At 71.0% G+C, this 15,842-nt stretch carries 17 protein-coding genes; 11 read left to right on the forward strand and 6 right to left on the reverse strand.

The features are described from left to right. Positions 1-67: 67 nt before the first annotated feature. Both ACU6WZ_RS09415 and ACU6WZ_RS09420 read right to left on the reverse strand, forming a co-directional pair. The gene (locus ACU6WZ_RS09415) at positions 68-1,177 is read right to left on the reverse strand and encodes an adenylate/guanylate cyclase domain-containing protein (protein ID WP_447033951.1); all 1,110 of its coding nucleotides are present in this window, start codon (positions 1,175-1,177) and stop codon (positions 68-70) included. 474 nt (positions 1,178-1,651) lie between these two features. After that, positions 1,652-2,533, reverse strand: coding sequence for a biotin--[acetyl-CoA-carboxylase] ligase (locus tag ACU6WZ_RS09420; RefSeq protein WP_447032662.1), 882 nt, complete (start codon positions 2,531-2,533; stop codon positions 1,652-1,654). A gap of 105 nt (positions 2,534-2,638) precedes the next feature. Between ACU6WZ_RS09420 and ACU6WZ_RS09425 the strand changes: the two genes are divergently transcribed. Continuing rightward, on the forward strand, positions 2,639-4,234 hold the full coding sequence (locus ACU6WZ_RS09425) for an acyl-CoA carboxylase subunit beta (protein ID WP_447032663.1): 1,596 nt from the start codon (positions 2,639-2,641) through the stop codon (positions 4,232-4,234). A 14-nt stretch (positions 4,235-4,248) separates the two neighbouring features. Next, positions 4,249-4,458, forward strand: coding sequence for an acyl-CoA carboxylase epsilon subunit (locus tag ACU6WZ_RS09430; protein ID WP_447032664.1), 210 nt, complete (start codon positions 4,249-4,251; stop codon positions 4,456-4,458). A 300-nt stretch (positions 4,459-4,758) separates the two neighbouring features. Here ACU6WZ_RS09430 and ACU6WZ_RS09435 read toward each other — a convergent pair whose 3' ends face one another. Then, complete coding sequence (locus tag ACU6WZ_RS09435; RefSeq protein ID WP_447032665.1) at positions 4,759-5,670, reverse strand: helix-turn-helix domain-containing protein; 912 nt, start codon at positions 5,668-5,670, stop codon at positions 4,759-4,761. 76 nt (positions 5,671-5,746) lie between these two features. Here ACU6WZ_RS09435 and ACU6WZ_RS09440 point away from each other — a divergent pair, with 76 nt between their 5' ends. Then, positions 5,747-6,523 carry an alpha/beta fold hydrolase gene (locus ACU6WZ_RS09440; protein ID WP_447032666.1) on the forward strand — a complete coding sequence of 259 codons (777 nt, stop codon included), beginning with the start codon at positions 5,747-5,749 and terminating at the stop codon, positions 6,521-6,523. A 27-nt stretch (positions 6,524-6,550) separates the two neighbouring features. Here the strand turns inward: ACU6WZ_RS09440 and ACU6WZ_RS09445 are convergent, their stop codons facing one another. Further along, positions 6,551-7,795: an SGNH/GDSL hydrolase family protein gene (locus ACU6WZ_RS09445; RefSeq protein WP_447032667.1), complete on the reverse strand. Its 1,245-nt coding sequence runs from the start codon at positions 7,793-7,795 to the stop codon at positions 6,551-6,553. 72 nt (positions 7,796-7,867) lie between these two features. On the opposite strand from ACU6WZ_RS09445, the gene ACU6WZ_RS09450 reads away from it, so the two are divergent. The 5 genes from ACU6WZ_RS09450 (at position 7,868) to ACU6WZ_RS09470 (ending at position 10,056) form a co-directional block, all read left to right on the forward strand. Next, positions 7,868-8,503, forward strand: coding sequence for a TetR/AcrR family transcriptional regulator (locus tag ACU6WZ_RS09450; RefSeq protein WP_447032668.1), 636 nt, complete (start codon positions 7,868-7,870; stop codon positions 8,501-8,503). Positions 8,504-8,578: 75 nt separating this feature from the next. Continuing rightward, a complete protein-coding gene (gene mmpB / locus ACU6WZ_RS09455) occupies positions 8,579-8,707 on the forward strand; it encodes a morphogenic membrane protein MmpB (protein WP_447032669.1) in 129 nt (42 codons plus the stop codon). 37 nt (positions 8,708-8,744) lie between these two features. After that, positions 8,745-8,987 (forward strand): ribbon-helix-helix protein, CopG family, encoded by a 243-nt coding sequence (locus tag ACU6WZ_RS09460; protein ID WP_447032670.1) that lies wholly within the window; start codon positions 8,745-8,747, stop codon positions 8,985-8,987. Further along, entirely contained in the window at positions 8,984-9,418 is a 435-nt protein-coding gene (locus ACU6WZ_RS09465) for a PIN domain-containing protein (RefSeq protein ID WP_447032671.1), read from the forward strand. Before ACU6WZ_RS09460 ends, ACU6WZ_RS09465 begins: the two co-directional genes overlap by 4 nt. 23 nt (positions 9,419-9,441) lie before the next feature. Further along, the gene (locus ACU6WZ_RS09470) at positions 9,442-10,056 is read left to right on the forward strand and encodes a nucleoside triphosphate pyrophosphatase (RefSeq protein ID WP_447032672.1); all 615 of its coding nucleotides are present in this window, start codon (positions 9,442-9,444) and stop codon (positions 10,054-10,056) included. Here ACU6WZ_RS09470 and pdxR read toward each other — a convergent pair. After that, positions 10,037-11,554, reverse strand: a complete 1,518-nt coding sequence (gene pdxR, locus ACU6WZ_RS09475; protein ID WP_447032673.1) for a MocR-like pyridoxine biosynthesis transcription factor PdxR — start codon at positions 11,552-11,554, stop codon at positions 10,037-10,039. The genes ACU6WZ_RS09470 and pdxR overlap by 20 nt on opposite strands. A gap of 28 nt (positions 11,555-11,582) precedes the next feature. Here pdxR and ACU6WZ_RS09480 point away from each other — a divergent pair, with 28 nt between their 5' ends. After that, a complete protein-coding gene (locus ACU6WZ_RS09480) occupies positions 11,583-12,188 on the forward strand; it encodes a LysE family translocator (RefSeq protein WP_447032674.1) in 606 nt (201 codons plus the stop codon). 25 nt (positions 12,189-12,213) lie between these two features. Continuing rightward, positions 12,214-12,906: a B3/B4 domain-containing protein gene (locus ACU6WZ_RS09485; protein WP_447032675.1), complete on the forward strand. Its 693-nt coding sequence runs from the start codon at positions 12,214-12,216 to the stop codon at positions 12,904-12,906. A 9-nt stretch (positions 12,907-12,915) separates the two neighbouring features. On the opposite strand, the gene ACU6WZ_RS09490 is transcribed toward ACU6WZ_RS09485, so the two are convergent. Further along, positions 12,916-13,374: a hypothetical protein gene (locus ACU6WZ_RS09490; protein WP_447032676.1), complete on the reverse strand. Its 459-nt coding sequence runs from the start codon at positions 13,372-13,374 to the stop codon at positions 12,916-12,918. A gap of 622 nt (positions 13,375-13,996) precedes the next feature. Between ACU6WZ_RS09490 and ACU6WZ_RS09495 the strand changes: the two genes are divergently transcribed. Next, a complete protein-coding gene (locus ACU6WZ_RS09495; RefSeq protein ID WP_447032677.1) occupies positions 13,997-15,751 on the forward strand; it encodes an acetyl/propionyl/methylcrotonyl-CoA carboxylase subunit alpha in 1,755 nt (584 codons plus the stop codon). The last annotated feature ends 91 nt before the right edge of the window (positions 15,752-15,842 follow it).

Consider the following 15,842-nt stretch of genomic DNA (forward strand, 5'->3'; position numbering starts at 1 on the left):
GCGCCCCTCCCGGTTAACGTTCGTTACCGGAGGGAGCTTAGACGACCGGCAATTGGGGGGGGCGGTCTTACGGCCTGGTGCGCCTGGTCAGGAGCCATGGTTCGACCGTGCCGAGTCCGCGCACGGGGCGCTGCCACATCGGCTGGAGTCCGAAGCGGTACGAGGGGGCTTCCACGCCCTCCTTCTCGGCCTTCTCCGCCTCGGCCGCCGCCTCCGACCCCGAGACCGGCGCGTCCCCGGTCCGCGACAGCTCCTCAGCGAACGCCCCGTCCACCATGACGGCGTCCTTCGGGGCTATCGAGGTGAGCCTGCTGGCCAGGTTCACGGTCGTACCGAACACATCGCCCATGCGGGTGGTGACCGTGCCGAACGCGATGCCGACGCGCAGCGCCGGCATCGTCTGGTCGGGCCCCAGCGTCTCGATGAGCCGCAGCGCGATCTCGCCGGCCGTACCGGCGTCGTCCGCCGCGTAGAGGACTTCGTCGCCGAGGGTCTTGATGAGCCGGCCGCCGTGGGCCGCCACGAGGTCGGCGCAGGTCGTCTCGAACGCCTCGACCAGCTCGCCCAGCTCCTCCTCCTCCAGGCGGCGCGTCAGCCGGGTGAATCCGACGAGGTCCGCGAAGCCGACCGCGAGCCGCCGGTCGACCATCTCGTCGTCGTCGGCGGCCTGGACGACCCGTCCGGTGGCGGCGGCGAGCTGACGGCGCCAGACGTAACGCAGGAACTCCTCCAGCTCGGGCAGGAGCAGCTCGACCAGCGGATACGTGACTTCCGTCCGGGTCATGCCGGGTTCCGGCGGCTCGGTCAGGCCCTCCAGGAAGGAATCGATCTGCCATTCCGCCAGCCGGGCGGTGGTCTGCCCGGTGGACCGTGCGACCTGCACCGCCATCGGCTCGCTGAGCAGCCCCGCCTCGACGAGACCGGCGAGCCGGCGCAGGGCGAGAACGTCGGCCTCGGTCAGGGCCTTGGCCTGGCCGATGTCGGCGAAGCCCATGGCCCGCCAGAACCGGGACGCGAGGTCCATGGAGACGCCTGCGGTGCGGGCGGCCTGGAAGGGGGTGTAGCGGCGCTCAGCGCCGAGGATCAGCTGCTCCAGGCGGATGGCGAGCGGGTCGTCGGTCGGTTCGGCGGTGTGGTCGACGGCGTGGTGGGGGGTCGGGTACGGCGAGGGCTCCACCGCCGACGGCACGCCCTCCTCCGAGCCGTCCGCCCGCAGCACGCCCTGCCCGGGAGGCCGCCCGGCCGGCCCGGCCCCTGCACCGGCCTCGGACCCGGCACCGGCTGCCTCGGTCCCGCCGTCGCGGGCGCCCTGCGGCTCTGTGGTCACGTCGCCCCCGTCATCTGTTGCGGCAGCCGGGCCCGTGTCACGCGAGTCGCCGCCCCCGGCGTCCGGGCCCCCAGCGTCCGGGCCCCCGGCGCCCGGCGCACCCGCTTCGGCGCCCGAGCCGGACGGTGCACCCACCGACAACCCCTCACCCGCGCCGGAGGCGAACGGCGCACCCGAGGAGGACCCCGCGTCGTCGACGGTCACGTACCGCCTCCTGCCCGTTCTGCCCGTTCCCTGCGCACTCGCACTGCTCTGTGGCCTGCCGATCGTCTATCGCATGATCCTTCGCGGATCGCCTCAACGATACGACAGGTGTGCCCTACCTCACTCCCCCGTCCCGTGCGTCGCCTCTGGACCCGGCTCGGGTCGCAGGTGTACGACGTCACCCGCCCCGACCGGCTGCTGCACCCCGTCCGCCGTTGCCAGCACCAGCCGCCCGTCGCCGTCGAGGGCGACCGCTTCGCCGGTCACCGACCGCCCGCCGGGCAGCTCGGCGCGCACGCTGCGGCCGAGCGTGGCGCAGCCGGCGGCGTACGTCTCCTGGAGGCGGCTCGCCGCGGGATCGCCGCCGGCCGCGCGCCAGTCGCCGTACCACTGGGCGAGGGAGCGCAGTACGGCGCGCAGCAGCGGGTCGCGGTCCGTGGAGACGGCCCCGGCGAGCGCCAGGGACCCCGCTCCGGGCACCGGCAGTTCCGCCTCGTTCAGCGTGACGTTGATGCCGATGCCGACGACGACGCCGTCCCCGGCCCGCTCGGCGAGGATCCCGCCCGCTTTGCGTTCCTCGGCACCGACGGTCACCAGCAGGTCGTTGGGCCACTTGAGCGCTGTGTCGACGCCGGCGGAGCGGGACAGTCCGCTCGCGACCGAGACTCCGGCGAGCAGCGGCAGCCAGCCCCAGCGCTCCACGGGCACCTCGGTGGGCTTGAGCAGTACGGAGAAGAACAGCCCGGAGCGTGCGGGCGCCGACCAGCGCCGGTCCAGGCGCCCGCGGCCCTCGGTCTGTTCCTCGGCGACCAGCACGGCGCCTTCGGGCAGGTCGGCGGCGCGGGCGGCCAGGTCGGTGTTGGTCGAGCCGGTGGCGGCGACGACATCCAGGGAGGTCCACAGACCGTCGGGGCGCACGAGCGCGCGGCGCAGCCCTGAGGCGTTGAGCGGGGGCCGGTCGAGGTCGGACCAGCGGTGGCCTGAGGCATCGGGAGGCGTCATGCAACCCAGCGTAGGTGTGGCAAACGACGCACTGCCAAGCGCCACACGCGCCGATACGCTACGGGTCAGTAGCCGTCCGCTGAACAGGCAGGGAGCCGCATCCCGATGTCCGAGCCCGAGTGCGCCAAGCCCGATGTAAACAGTCACACCACCGCGGGCAAGATCGCGGATCTGCAGCACCGTATCGACGAAGCAACGCATGCCGGCTCCGCGCGCGCGGTCGAAAAGCAGCACGCCAAGGGCAAGTTGACGGCCCGGGAGCGGATCGAACTGCTCATGGACGACGGGTCCTTCGTGGAGCTCGACGAGTTCGCCCGGCATCGCTCGACGAACTTCGGCATCGAGAAGAACCGCCCGTACGGCGACGGTGTCGTGACGGGTTACGGCACCGTCGACGGCCGTCCCGTCTGCGTGTACTCGCAGGACTTCACGATCTTCGGCGGGTCGCTCGGCGAGGTGTACGGCGAGAAGATCGTCAAGGTCATGGACTTCGCGCTGAAGACCGGCTGCCCCGTCATCGGCATCAACGACGGCGGCGGTGCGCGCATCCAGGAGGGCGTCGTCGCGCTCGGCCTGTTCGCCGAGATCTTCCGCCGCAACGTCCACGCGTCGGGCGTCGTACCGCAGATCTCGCTGATCGTCGGGCCGTGCGCGGGCGGCGCGGTGTACTCGCCCGCGATCACCGACTTCACGGTGATGGTCGACCAGACCTCGCACATGTTCATCACCGGACCCGACGTCATCAAGACGGTCACCGGCGAGGACGTGGGCTTCGAGGAGCTGGGCGGCGCGCGCACCCACAACACGACGTCGGGCGTCGCGCATCACATGGCGGGCGACGAGAAGGACGCGATCGAGTACGTCAAGTCCCTTCTGTCGTACCTGCCTTCGAACAATCTCAGCGAGGCGCCGGCCTTCCCCGAGGAAGCCGACCTGGAGATCTCGGAGGGGGACCGCGAGCTGGACGTCCTGATCCCGGACAGCGCCAACCAGCCGTACGACATGCACAAGGCCATCGAGCACGTGCTGGACGACGGCGAGTTCCTGGAGACCCAGGCCCTGTTCGCGCCGAACATCGTCACCGGCTTCGGGCGGGTCGAAGGCCATCCGGTGGGCATCGTCGCCAATCAGCCGATGCAGTTCGCCGGTTGTCTGGACATCAACGCCTCGGAGAAGGCGGCGCGGTTCGTCCGCACCTGCGACGCGTTCAACGTGCCGGTGCTGACCTTCGTGGACGTGCCGGGCTTCCTGCCGGGCGTGGACCAGGAGTACGGCGGCATCATCCGGCGCGGCGCCAAGCTGATCTACGCGTACGCCGAGGCGACGGTCCCCCTCATCACCGTCATCACGCGCAAGGCGTTCGGCGGGGCCTACGACGTCATGGGCTCCAAGCACCTGGGCGCCGACCTGAACCTGGCGTGGCCGACCGCGCAGATCGCGGTGATGGGGGCGCAGGGCGCGGTGAACATCTTGCACCGGCGCACGATCGCCGCCTCGGACGACCCGGAGGCGACCCGCGCCGGGCTGATCGCGGACTACGAGGACACGCTGCTGAACCCGTACGTCGCCGCCGAGCGCGGTTACGTCGACGCGGTGATCATGCCGTCGGAGACGCGCCGCCACATCGTGCGCGGGCTGCGTCAGCTGCGCAGCAAGCGGGAATCCCTCCCGCCGAAGAAGCACGGCAACATCCCGCTCTAGAGAGGCCGCTGACGATGATCAAGGTCGTACGGGGCAACCCGACCCCGGAGGAACTGGCCGCCGCGCTCGCGGTGGTCCGGGCACGCGCCGCGGCGGCGGCCGGTTCGCCGTCCGGCGCGGACCAGCCGCCCGCCGCCGCCTGGTCCGACCCGGCGCGGGTGGCCCGGCACCGGCTGCCGCAGCCGTCTGCGACGGCGTGGGGCCGGACGTACTGGCCGGGCTAGTGCCGCGACCGGCAATGTTTGCCCCACAAGGAGCGTCGTCCAGTGCGTGCGATCGCAAGGCGGCCGGAAGCCCTTGGATGGGGTCTCCCCTGCTCGAACGAAGTCGAGCGCTTGGGGGAGGAGCTACCAGGGTTTTCGGCCAACGCAGCGAGCGTGCGTGCTGGACGACGCGACGGGGCAAAGCTTGCCGGGAGCGGCACTGGAAGCCGTAAGCCGCGCTTGCGCACGTGAAGGCCGGCCCCGTAGACGCGTCGAAGCGTTTACGGGGGCCGGCCTTCGGCGTGCCGAAGCCCGCCGGTCTCAGCAGGAAGCCGGGCGCAGGGCGGCGCGGAACCAGGCGTCGGTGGCGCCGAGGTTGGGGTCCGGGGGGCCCGACGGCGGGGTGACCACTTCGGCTGCCAACTGCCAGTAGCCGTCGATGCGGGGGTCGGCGGAAAGCCGGCCGCTCAGGTGGTGGCGGAAGAGGGGGGTGTCCCGTCCTCCGGACGCGCAGGCGTGTGCGGCCACGAAGCAGTCCAGCGCCTCACCCTGGTGCGGTGCCCGCCCGGCCCGCATCTCGGCCGACGCCAGCGCGTGGGCTTCGCGCAGGCCGTCGTAGAGGATGGCGGGACGGTAGCCCTGGTCGGGCTGGTGCGCCGCCGGCCGGCAGTGACCGGCGCCGGGGGAAACACCGGAGACGAAGGCGTGCAGCCGGGCGAAGGCCAGCACCTGGGCGGGGGTCGGATCCGCGGGCGGCTGCGGAACCGTCTCGTCGGTGATCGCCGAGACCAGCCGGGCCGGGAGCCGCGCGGGCAGCCAGCGCCGCCAGAAGCGCACCGCCGCGTCGGTGCTGGGCGGGGCGGCACCCCGGAGGAGCACGCCGACCAGGCGCAGTCGGTCGGCGCGTTCCTCCGGGGTGCAGTTCTGGAGCAGCTGGAGGGCGGCCTCCCGCCAGCGCAGGGCGGTCAGCCGCGAGCCGAGCTCCCGCAGTTGTCCCGCTACGACGTCCTCCAGCGTGTCCTCCCGGTCGAGGACCCTGCGCACCTCCGGGACGGGCAGGTCGAGGGAGCGCAGCGAGCGGATCAGGCGGAGCCGCTCGATCGCCTCGGGGCCGTATCTGCGGTGGCCACCGCTGCTGCGGGCGGCCTCGGGCAGCAGGCCGCGGTCGGAGTAGAAGCGGACCGTCTTGACGGTGACGCCCGCGTGCTCGGCGAGCTCTCCGATGCTCAACATGCCGTCGGGGGACAAGGCTTGAACCTCCCTCAGGGGGAGTTCCTACGGTACCGGCAGGCGATACAAGGAGGCGATCATGACAACGTTCGTGCTGGTGCCGGGACCCTACTGCGGCAGCTGGGTGTGGGAGGACGTGGCCGGCCGGCTGCGGGAGTCGGGATCCGAGGTGCACACGGCGACGCTCACGGGCTTCGGCGACCGTCGCGACGAGGCGGGTCCCCAAACGGACTTGGAAACGCACATCGAGGATCTGGTGGAGCTGATCGACAAGGTGGAAGCGCCGGAGGTGGTGATCGTCGGCCACTGCTACAGCATTCACCCGGTGATGGGCGCCGCCGACCGGCGCCCGGAGCGGTTCGCCCGGGTCGTCTGCGTGGACGGAGGCATGCCCCAGGACGGCCGGTCGGCACTCGACGCGCTGCCCGACCATCTCCGCGAACCGCTGCTGCACCGGATCGAGCAGGCCGGAGACGACTGGCGGCTGCCCCCGCCGCCGCACGAGGACTGGGCCTCCTGGGGCAGCGTGGACGGTGTCCCCCCGGACACACTGACACGGCTGGTCCGCCTCGCCGCGCCCCAGCCGCTGGCCACGATCACCCAGCCGGTCCGGCTGTCGGGAGCGGCGGACGGGCTCCCGTTGACGGGCGTCTTCTGCACCGCCAACGGCATGCGCATCGCCATGGCCCAGGAGGCGGTGGCGTCGGGCGAACCCCAGTTCCAGTCGCTCGCCGACCCCCGGGCGAGCTTCTTCGAACTCGACACCGGTCACTGGCCGATGCTCTCCTCCCCCGACGAACTGGCCGACGTACTGCTCCAGGCCGCCGCCGGTGAAGGCACCAGACTGATCGCCTGACCGGACACCCCCTGAAGGGCTTCGGCCTCAGAGGGCTTCGGCGACTGTCCGCGCCATCAGCCGGTAGCCCGCGTCGTTGGGGTGCAGCGCGTCGCCGTGGTCGTACGCCGGGTTCAGTCGGTCATGGTCCGCCGGGTCGGCGAGCGCCTTGTCGAAGTCGGCGTACGCGTCGAACTCACCCGATGTACGGATCCAGTGATTGACCTCGTCGCTGACCTCCGCCGCGTGCTCGCCCCAGTGGTCGGAGCCCTTGAGCGGGAGGAGGGTGGCGCCGACGACCCTGAGGCCCTTGGCGTGGGCGGCGCGGATCAGTACGCGGTAGCCGGCGATGAGTTCGGCGGCGGAGACGACGGGTGCCGGCTTGTAGGTGGGCTGGCCCTCGGCCTCGCTGAAGCCGATGTCGTTGAGACCTTCCAGGACGACAACCGTGGATGCGCCTGGCTGGTCCAGGACATCACGGGCGAAGCGCGCGGTGGCGCGTTCGCCGTACCAGGCCGAGTCGTTGAGGACGAGGTTGCCGCCGATGCCCTGGTTGACGACCGGGCGGCCGGTGCTTTCGGCGAGGGCGTCGGAGTAACGGCGATCGGTGCCCGGGGTCGATCCGAAGCCGTCGGTGATGGAGTCGCCGAAGACGACGATCCCGTTCTGTTTCGTACGCCGCTCGGAGCTCACCTCGACGCCGGACAGGTAGTACCAGGAGGGGGTGGAGTCTTTGAACGCCTTCCCGGACGTGTCGGCGCGGTGGTCGCCGTCGGCGCGGTAGGTGTCGGCCCACGCCTGGGAGTGGAAGGTGGATGGCCCCGTGGTGCCGGCGAGATAGAGGGTGACGGTGACGGACTCCAGCCGCCGCAGCGGCAGTAGGGATGCGTCACTGCGCAGCTCACCGCGTGCGGGGATCACGGCGGAGCGCTTACCGGAGAAGGTGAGGTGGCGAACGCTGCCCGGCTCGACGGCGGCGCTCTTCGCCGTACGGGCGACGGTGGCGCCGGTAATGGTGAGCGGCGACGTGCCGTAGGTATTGGAAACGCGGATACGGGCCTGCTCACCGGCGGCGGTGACACGGACCACCTGGCGGACGGTCTGCCGGGAGAAGCCCTCCTGCGACCAGTTGGGCGTGAATCCGGTGCTGGGAATCTGGGGGGACGCGCCCCAGGCGGCGGTCCAGCGGGTGGGGTGCGACGCGGCGGACGGCTGCGCAACGCCGAGCGGACTGAGGGCGAGGATGGCGGCGACGGTCGGGGCGACGCTACGGCGGACGCGCTTGGTGTTCATCGAGCAGGCTCTCCCTAATGGGAACTTGGTTCCGTTAAGATGGGGGAGACCGTAGCAGAGTGGGAGCTTCTAATGGAACAGATTTCCCGTTTGGAAGGCGTATCGCGAAATCCCCCCGGGTCCGTGCGACCCGGCGGGCGCACAGCCAAGGTCCGCGCCGCCGTGCTCGAAGCGACCCGGGAGGCGCTGGTCGAGGGCGGTTTCCACGGCCTGAACCTGGACCGGGTCGCGGCGGACGCGGGGGTCGGCAAGACGACGGTGTACCGACGATGGGGTTCGACGGCCGGCCTGCTCGCCGACCTGCTGCGTGACATGGCCGAGCAGTCAGTGGCGGCCGCCGACACCGGCTCCCTGGCGGGCGACCTGCTGGCCAACGCCCGCCTCGTACACAAGACCCTGACCGACGCACGGATGGGCCCCGTGTTCCAGGCGGTCATCGCGGCGGCGGCATGCGACGAGGAGTGCGCGATCGCGCTTCGCGGGTTCTACGCGACGCGCATCCGGGAGTGGACGCCGTGCGTGGAGCGGGCGGTGCGGCGGGGCGAGGTGCCGGACGGGACGGACGCGGGCGAAGTGATCCGGGCGGTGTCGGCGCCGCTCTACTACCGCTTCGCGGTGAGCCGTGAGGAGATGCGCGAGGCGGACGCGGCCCGGGCGGCGGAAGCGGCGGTCGCGGCGGCCGGGGCGGGGTGCTTCGCGGCGCTGTGATTAGTCCGTTGGTACTGGGCCGGCTGAGTACAGGTACTCAGGCGGGAGCGGGGTTCGGGCCGCAGGATCGAAGGCATGCTGTGGTCCGACCCCGAGGACAAACCTCCGAAAGAGCTGCGCGAGACGGAGGCGATGCTCCGCCGCGCGGGCCTGCTGCTGGCGGTGGCAATGGTGGTGGCGATGCTGGTGGTGGGTATCCACTAAATCCCCGCCGTGCCATACGGGTGGTACCATGCGTGGCATGATAAAGACGACGGTGTACCTTCCCGAAGAGCTTGAGCTCCGGCTGGACGCCGAGTCGGCAGCCACGGGAGTCAGCAAGGCCGAGCTCATCCGCCGGGGCATCGCCCAGCTGCTCGACAACTCGTCCCGCCCCAAGAGCAGCCGGCCTCTGCCCGCATTCAGGAGTGGCCGCCTGGTCACCGCGGAAGAGATGGACGACGCCATCTACGAGCACATCAAGGAGAGGTCTGCCCGCCGATGATCGTCGTGGCGGACACCTCTGCCCTCTTCGCCGCCTTCGACATGGAGCATCCCCAGTACGTCGAGGCATCCACCGTCATGAACGACGAGACTCTCGCCATCTCGCCGCTGGTCGTCACCGAACTCGACCATCTCGTTCACCGCGACTTCGGTTTCCCGCAGGCACTCCTCGTCATGGAAGCGCTCAACGGGCGCCTCATGGACGGCCAGTACAAACTCCCCCCGCTGCACCCCGTGGACCTCGTAGCGGCGCACGAGGTGCGACAGAAGTACGAAGGTCTGCGGCTGGACCTGGCCGACGCCGTCGGCGTGGTCCTGGCCGACCGGTTCCGCACCGACCGGATCTTCACCCTCGATCAGCGCGACTTCCGGGCCATCACGCCCCTGACCAAGGGCTTCGACGCCTTCCGGATCCTGCCCCTCGACGCCTGACCCGTCCTGGGCGCCCTCGTACGATGTACCGCATGACTGATCCGCGCCGCCGACTCGTGCTCGCCTCCGCCTCGCCCGCCCGCCTCGCACTGCTGCGGCAGGCCGGGCTCGCGCCCGAGGTGATCGTCAGCGGTGTCGACGAGGACGCCGTCGACGCCCCTACGCCGGGTGAGCTCGCGCTCGTGCTCGCGGAGGCGAAGGCCGCTGCCGTCGCTGCCCGGCCGGAGGCCGCCGCCGCCCTGGTCGTGGGCTGCGACTCCGTGCTGGAGCTGGACGGCGAGGCGCTGGGCAAGCCGCGTGACGCCGAGGACGCGCTCGCGCGGTGGAAGGCCATGCGAGGCAGGTCGGGTGTGCTGCAGACCGGGCATTGCGTGATCGACACCGCGAACGGGCTGCGCGCGAGTGCCACCGCGTCCACCGTGGTGCGGTTCGGGGAGCCGACGGACGCCGAGGTCGCGGCGTATGTCGCCAGCGGTGAACCTCTCTACGTCGCCGGGGCGTTCACCCTCGACGGGCGCTCCGCACCGTTCATCGACGGCATCGACGGCGACCCCGGAAACGTCATCGGGCTGTCGCTGCCGCTGCTGCGCCGGCTGCTGGGCGAGGTGGGGACGCCGATCACCGAGCTGTGGGTTTGACGTCCCGCAGGGTCTCGCCCAGCACCGCGACGCCTTCGCCGATCGCGCCGGGCGCCGTCGCGGCGTAACCGAGGAGCAGGCCGGGGTGACCCGGCAGTTGGCGGTGCCAGGAGAGGGGCTGGAGCTTCACGCCGCGCTCCAGCGCCGCCGCCGCGAAGGCGATGTCCGAAAGGTCCGCCCGCTCGAAGGTGACCACCAGGTGCAGCCCCGCCGCCGCACCGTGCACCACCGCCCCCGGCAGGTGCTCCGCGACAGCCGCGATCATCGCGTCCCGGCGCCGGCGGTGACGTCCGCGCAGCAGCCGCAAGTGGCGTTCCATCTCACCGGACCGCATCAGCCGGGCCAGCACCAGCTGCGGCAGCACCGCGTTGCCGAGGTCCGCGTAACGCTTGGCGTCTGCCAGCGCGTCCCGGTACTTCGGCGGCGCCAGCATCCAGCCCAGCCGCAGCGCGGGAGCGAGGAGCTTCGACACGCTCCCTACGTAGCAGACCCGCTCGGGGAGCAGTGAGCGCAGGGCCGGCACGGGTGGGCGGTCGTAGCGGTGCTCCGCGTCGTAGTCGTCCTCGACGATCAGCCCGCCCTGCGCCGCCCACCGCATCAGCTCCCGGCGTCGTACGCCGCCGAGCACCACGCCGGTCGGGAACTGGTGGGCCGGGGTCAGCAGCACGGCCGGCGCGCCGGTGGCGCGGAGCGCGTCCACCCGTACGCCGTGGGTGTCGACCGGGACCGGTGGAGTCTCCAGCCGGCGGTTGTGCAGGTGCTGGCGGGCCCCCAGCGAACCGGGGTCTTCGACTGCGATGGCGCAGACCCCGTCGTCGCGCAGCACCTGCGCCAGCAGACCGAGGCCCTGGGCCGTTCCCGACGTGATGAGAACCTCCGCGGCGTCCACCCTGATCCCGCGGTTGCGGGCCAGCCAGTTCGCGACGGCGCGTCGCAACTCGGGTGCGCCGCGCGGATCTCCGTATCCGAGGTCGGACGCCGAGAGGTCTTTCAGTACGGCGCGTTCCGCACGGAGCCACGCCGCACGCGGGAAGGTGGCCAGATCGGGCAGGCCGGGCGACAGATCGATGCGGGCGGGCGCCGCGCGCAGGGCGTCGAAGACCCCCGGGCCGGGCGGCGTTACGTCGAACACCGCGCCGGGGTGAGGGGTGGGAGTGGGGGGATTGGCGGGAGCGGCAGAAGTGGCAGGAGTGACCGGGGCAGCCACCACCACGGTCCCGGCCCGCCCGTGGCCCGCGATGTGGCCGTCCTCGGTCAGGCGCTGGTACGCCTCGGTCACCACCCCTCGCGACACGCGGAGTTCGGCCGCGAGCACCCGCGTCGCCGGCAACCTACTGCCCACCGGAAGGCTGCCGTCCGCGATGCCGGCTCGCATGCGCTCGGCCAGCCAGTCGGACAGTCCGCGGGCCGGCGCCTCGCCGATGCTGAGCTGGAGGAAGTCCGCGCCGGGAGACGTACTTATGGACCGGTCGGTGGCGCCGCCTTTGGACCTGTTCATGAGTCCATTGTGACCCCAGAGTGAGGGCATGAGTACGGAATTCCTCCTCACCTCGTTGATCGTGGTGGCCACTCCCGGCACCGGAATGCTCTACACGATGGCGGCCGGGCTCTCGCGCGGGGCGCGCGCGAGCGCCGTCGCCGCGGTCGGCTGCACGCTGGGCATCATTCCGCACCTGGTGGCGGCGATCACCGGCCTCGCGGCGCTGCCGCACACCAGTGCCATGGCATTCCAGATCCTCAAGTACCTGGGTGTCGCCTATCTCCTCTACATGGCCTGGAGCATTCTGCGGAACAAGGACGCTCTCACCGTGGAGAAGGAATCCGAACCGCGTTCGGTGGCGCGGGTGATCACCTCCGGGGTGCTGATCAACATTCTCAACCCCAAACTCACGATCTTCTTCTTCGCGTTCCTCCCGCAGTTCGTGACGGCGGGTGAGCCGCATTCCGTTCTGCGCATGGTCGAGTTGAGCGCGGCATTCATGCTGATGACGCTCGTCGTCTTCGCCGCGTACGGGGTTTTCGCCGCCGCGATGAGGCGCCACGTCCTGTCCCGTCCCCGTGTACTGACCGGTCTCCGCAGGGCCTTCGCAGGCGCTTTCGCGGCCCTGGGTGCCCGGCTTGCGTTGCTCTGACCGACTGGCCCACGAAAGAGACCCGATGAAATTTCAGCACGCTCAGCAGATCTGGGACGACTTCCCCGAACTCGTTCCCGGGGTTCTCTTCGCCGACGGAATCACCAAGGACGCGGCGGTCGACCGTACGGTCGAAAAGTACAACGCCGCCGCGGAGTCCCGGCTGGCGCTCGCCCCGGAAGGAGAAATGGATGAGATTCAGGCCTGGCGCCGGACGTTTTCCCGAATGGGACTCAGGCCGACCCAGTACCGCTGCGCCTCGGAATCGCTTCTTCGGCGGTTCCGGAAAGAGCGGTCACTGCCCCGGATTCATCCGCTGATCGACCTCTGCAACGCCGTGTCGCTCGCCTTCGCGATTCCGGTCGGGGTATTCGACCTTTCCGCGATCTCGGGGGACCTGGAGGTCCGTCGGGCGACGGGCGACGAGGAGTACCTGACGTTCTCCGGCGGTACGGAGAACCCTGTCCCGGGTGAAGTCGTCTTCGCCGACGAGTCGGGGCAGGCCCACTCCCGGCGCTGGACCAACCGGCAGAGCGGTGCGTCCGCCGTGCGGGAGACAACAAGCCGGGTGCTGATCATCTCCGAGGCGATGCACGAGTCGGCCCCAGCGGACATGCGGCGGCTCATGGCCGCGCTCGCCGAGGAACTGAGCACGCTGTGGGCCGTGGACTGTGAATCCGCGATTCTGAGCGCCGGTTCGCCCCGGTTCGCGTGCTGATACGGCCCCTCAGGCCGGCGCCGGGGTGCCGTTTTCCGGGCCGGGCGGCGGGGTGTCCGTCACCGGCGCGCGCCCGTCGCGGGCTCCGTACGCGATGAGCGACAGCACGATCAGGCCGAGTGCACCCATCATCAGCGCGAACGCCGCCCAGCCGACCAGACCGACCGCCAGCGCCCCGAGTACCCCGTGCACCACCGCGCACGCGGTGAGCATGATCCGGGGCAGGCGGCCGGGTGCGCGGTCCGTAAGGGCGGCGCGCAGCAAGAAGACGCCGCAGGCCAGGAGGTAGAGGCCGAAGACCGCGCCCATCACCCAGGTCGAGGTGGACATCACGTCGGGGTCCAGGCCGGCGAGGGACATCGACTGGTTGTCGACGACCTTGCCGAGGATCCAGTTGACGAACACGATGCCGGCGGCTTCGGCGAACAACACGGCCCCAGCCACGGCGGCTATAGGTCTCCGGGCCACGGCGCCCCACCCTCTTCCCTGCTGTTACCCCTGGTACGCGACGACCCTTCAGACGCTACTAATGAGTAACGCCTGGGGACAAGGGGGCGGACGTGACTGGTGCGGGCCGGGGCGGGGCCTCGGGCGGCGCCGGGTGCGGACGGGTGCGGACGGGTGCGGACGGGTGCGGACGGCAAAGAATCATTCGGTCATTCGTAGGGAATCCACAAAGAATGCCGGGGTGCCGCTGGGCACCCGGACAGAGACCTGCGCCACACCCGAGGGCTACTGTGCGGTGGGAGAACTCGTCGTACCGTGGTGCGACAAGGGAATTCGCCACTCGCGCGAGCCTCGAGTCACGCTCCGTGTGGGCAAGCTCACCATTGGGGACGGGTCGTAGGGCCGTGTCAGGAGTCCCTAAGACCGCCCGGCAGTAGGGGAGCGGGGGGAGGAGCGGGGTCTGGTGCGTGCGGCTGCAAGGCGGAGGATTGAGTCAACGCGGAGCGTTGATGATTGACGACAACGCCGGAGGGGGTCCCCCCCTGGCCCTTAAGGCCTTGGGGGCGTGCGTGCCAGACCCCGCGATGCCGCTCCCCTACTGCCGGTCGGTCTAAACTCAGCTTGTTTCAAGGAGGGAGCCATCGTGCGCAAGGTGCTGATCGCCAACCGAGGCGAAATCGCTGTCCGCGTTGCCCGGGCCTGCCGGGACGCCGGGATCGCGAGCGTTGCCGTCTACGCCGATCCGGACCGGGACGCCATTCACGTCCGCGCGGCCGACGAGGCGTTCGCGTTGGGCGGTGACACCCCGGCCGCCAGCTACCTGGACATGGCCAAGGTGCTCCAGGCCGCCGCGGACTCGGGGGCCGACGCCATCCACCCCGGCTACGGATTCCTTTCCGAGAACGCCGACTTCGCCCAGGCCGTCCTCGACGCCGGTCTCACCTGGATCGGCCCCCCGCCCCAGGCCATCCGCGACCTCGGCGACAAGGTCGCCGCCCGCCACATCGCCCAGCGCGCCGGCGCGCCGCTGGTCGCCGGCACCCCCGACCCGGTGTCGGGTGCCGATGAGGTGGTGGCGTTCGCGAAGGCCAACGGGCTGCCCATCGCCATCAAGGCGGCCTTCGGCGGCGGCGGACGCGGCCTGAAGGTCGCGAGGACGCTCGAAGAGGTCCCCGAGCTCTACGACTCCGCCGTGCGTGAGGCCGTCGCCGCGTTCGGGCGCGGCGAGTGCTTCGTCGAGCGCTACCTCGACCAGCCCCGCCACGTCGAAACCCAGTGCCTGGCCGACACCCACGGCAACGTCGTGGTCGTCTCCACCCGTGACTGCTCGCTCCAGCGGCGCCACCAGAAGCTGGTGGAAGAGGCCCCGGCCCCGTTCCTGTCCGACGCGCAGAACGCGCAGCTGTACACGGCGTCCAAGGCGATCCTCAAGGAAGCCGGCTATGTCGGCGCCGGAACTGTCGAGTTTCTCGTCGGCAAGGACGGCACCATCAGCTTCCTGGAGGTCAACACCCGCCTCCAGGTCGAGCACCCCGTCACCGAAGAGGTCACCGGCATCGACCTCGTGCGGGAGATGTTCCGCATCGCCGACGGCGAAGCGCTCGGTTACGACGACCCGGCGGTGCGCGGGCACTCCTTCGAGTTCCGCATCAACGGCGAGGACCCCGGCCGTGGCTTCCTCCCCGCCCCCGGCACCGTCACCACCTTCGCCCCGCCGACCGGGCCCGGCGTGCGCCTGGACGCCGGCGTCGAGACCGGCAGCGTCATCGGCCCCGCCTGGGACTCCCTGCTCGCCAAACTGATCGTCACCGGCGCCACCCGTGAGCAGGCCCTCCAGCGCGCCGCCCGCGCCCTGGCGGAGTTCAACGTGGAGGGCATGGCGACCGCCATCCCCTTCCACCGCGCGGTCGTCGCCGACCCCGCCTTCACATCGGACCCGTTCACGGTCCACACCCGGTGGATCGAGACCGAGTTCGCCAACACCATCGCCCCTTACGCGGCCCCCGGCACGGACGAGGACGACGACGAGTCCGGTCGCGAGACGATCGTCGTCGAGGTCGGCGGCAAGCGCCTGGAAGTCTCCCTGCCGTCCTCGCTCGGCATGACGCTGGCCCGTACCGGGCTGGCCGCGGGTGCCAAGCCCAAGCGCCGGGCCGCGAAGAAGTCCGGCCCGGCCGCCTCCGGCGACACCCTGGCCTCCCCCATGCAGGGCACCATCGTCAAGATCGCGGTCGAGGAGGGCCAGGAGGTCAAGGAAGGCGACCTCGTCGTCGTCCTTGAGGCCATGAAAATGGAACAGCCCCTCAACGCCCACCGCGCCGGCACCATCAAGGGCCTGGCCGCCGAAGTCGGCGCGTCGGTGACCTCCGGAGCGGCGATCTGCGAGATCAAGGACTGACCGTCCGGCCGTACGAGAGCCGAGGGCCCCGCCGATCGATCGACAGATCCGGCGGGGCCCTCGGCTTTCGGTGGCATCCTGAAGGCGAGAG

Source organism: Streptomyces hypolithicus, assembly GCF_052934925.1.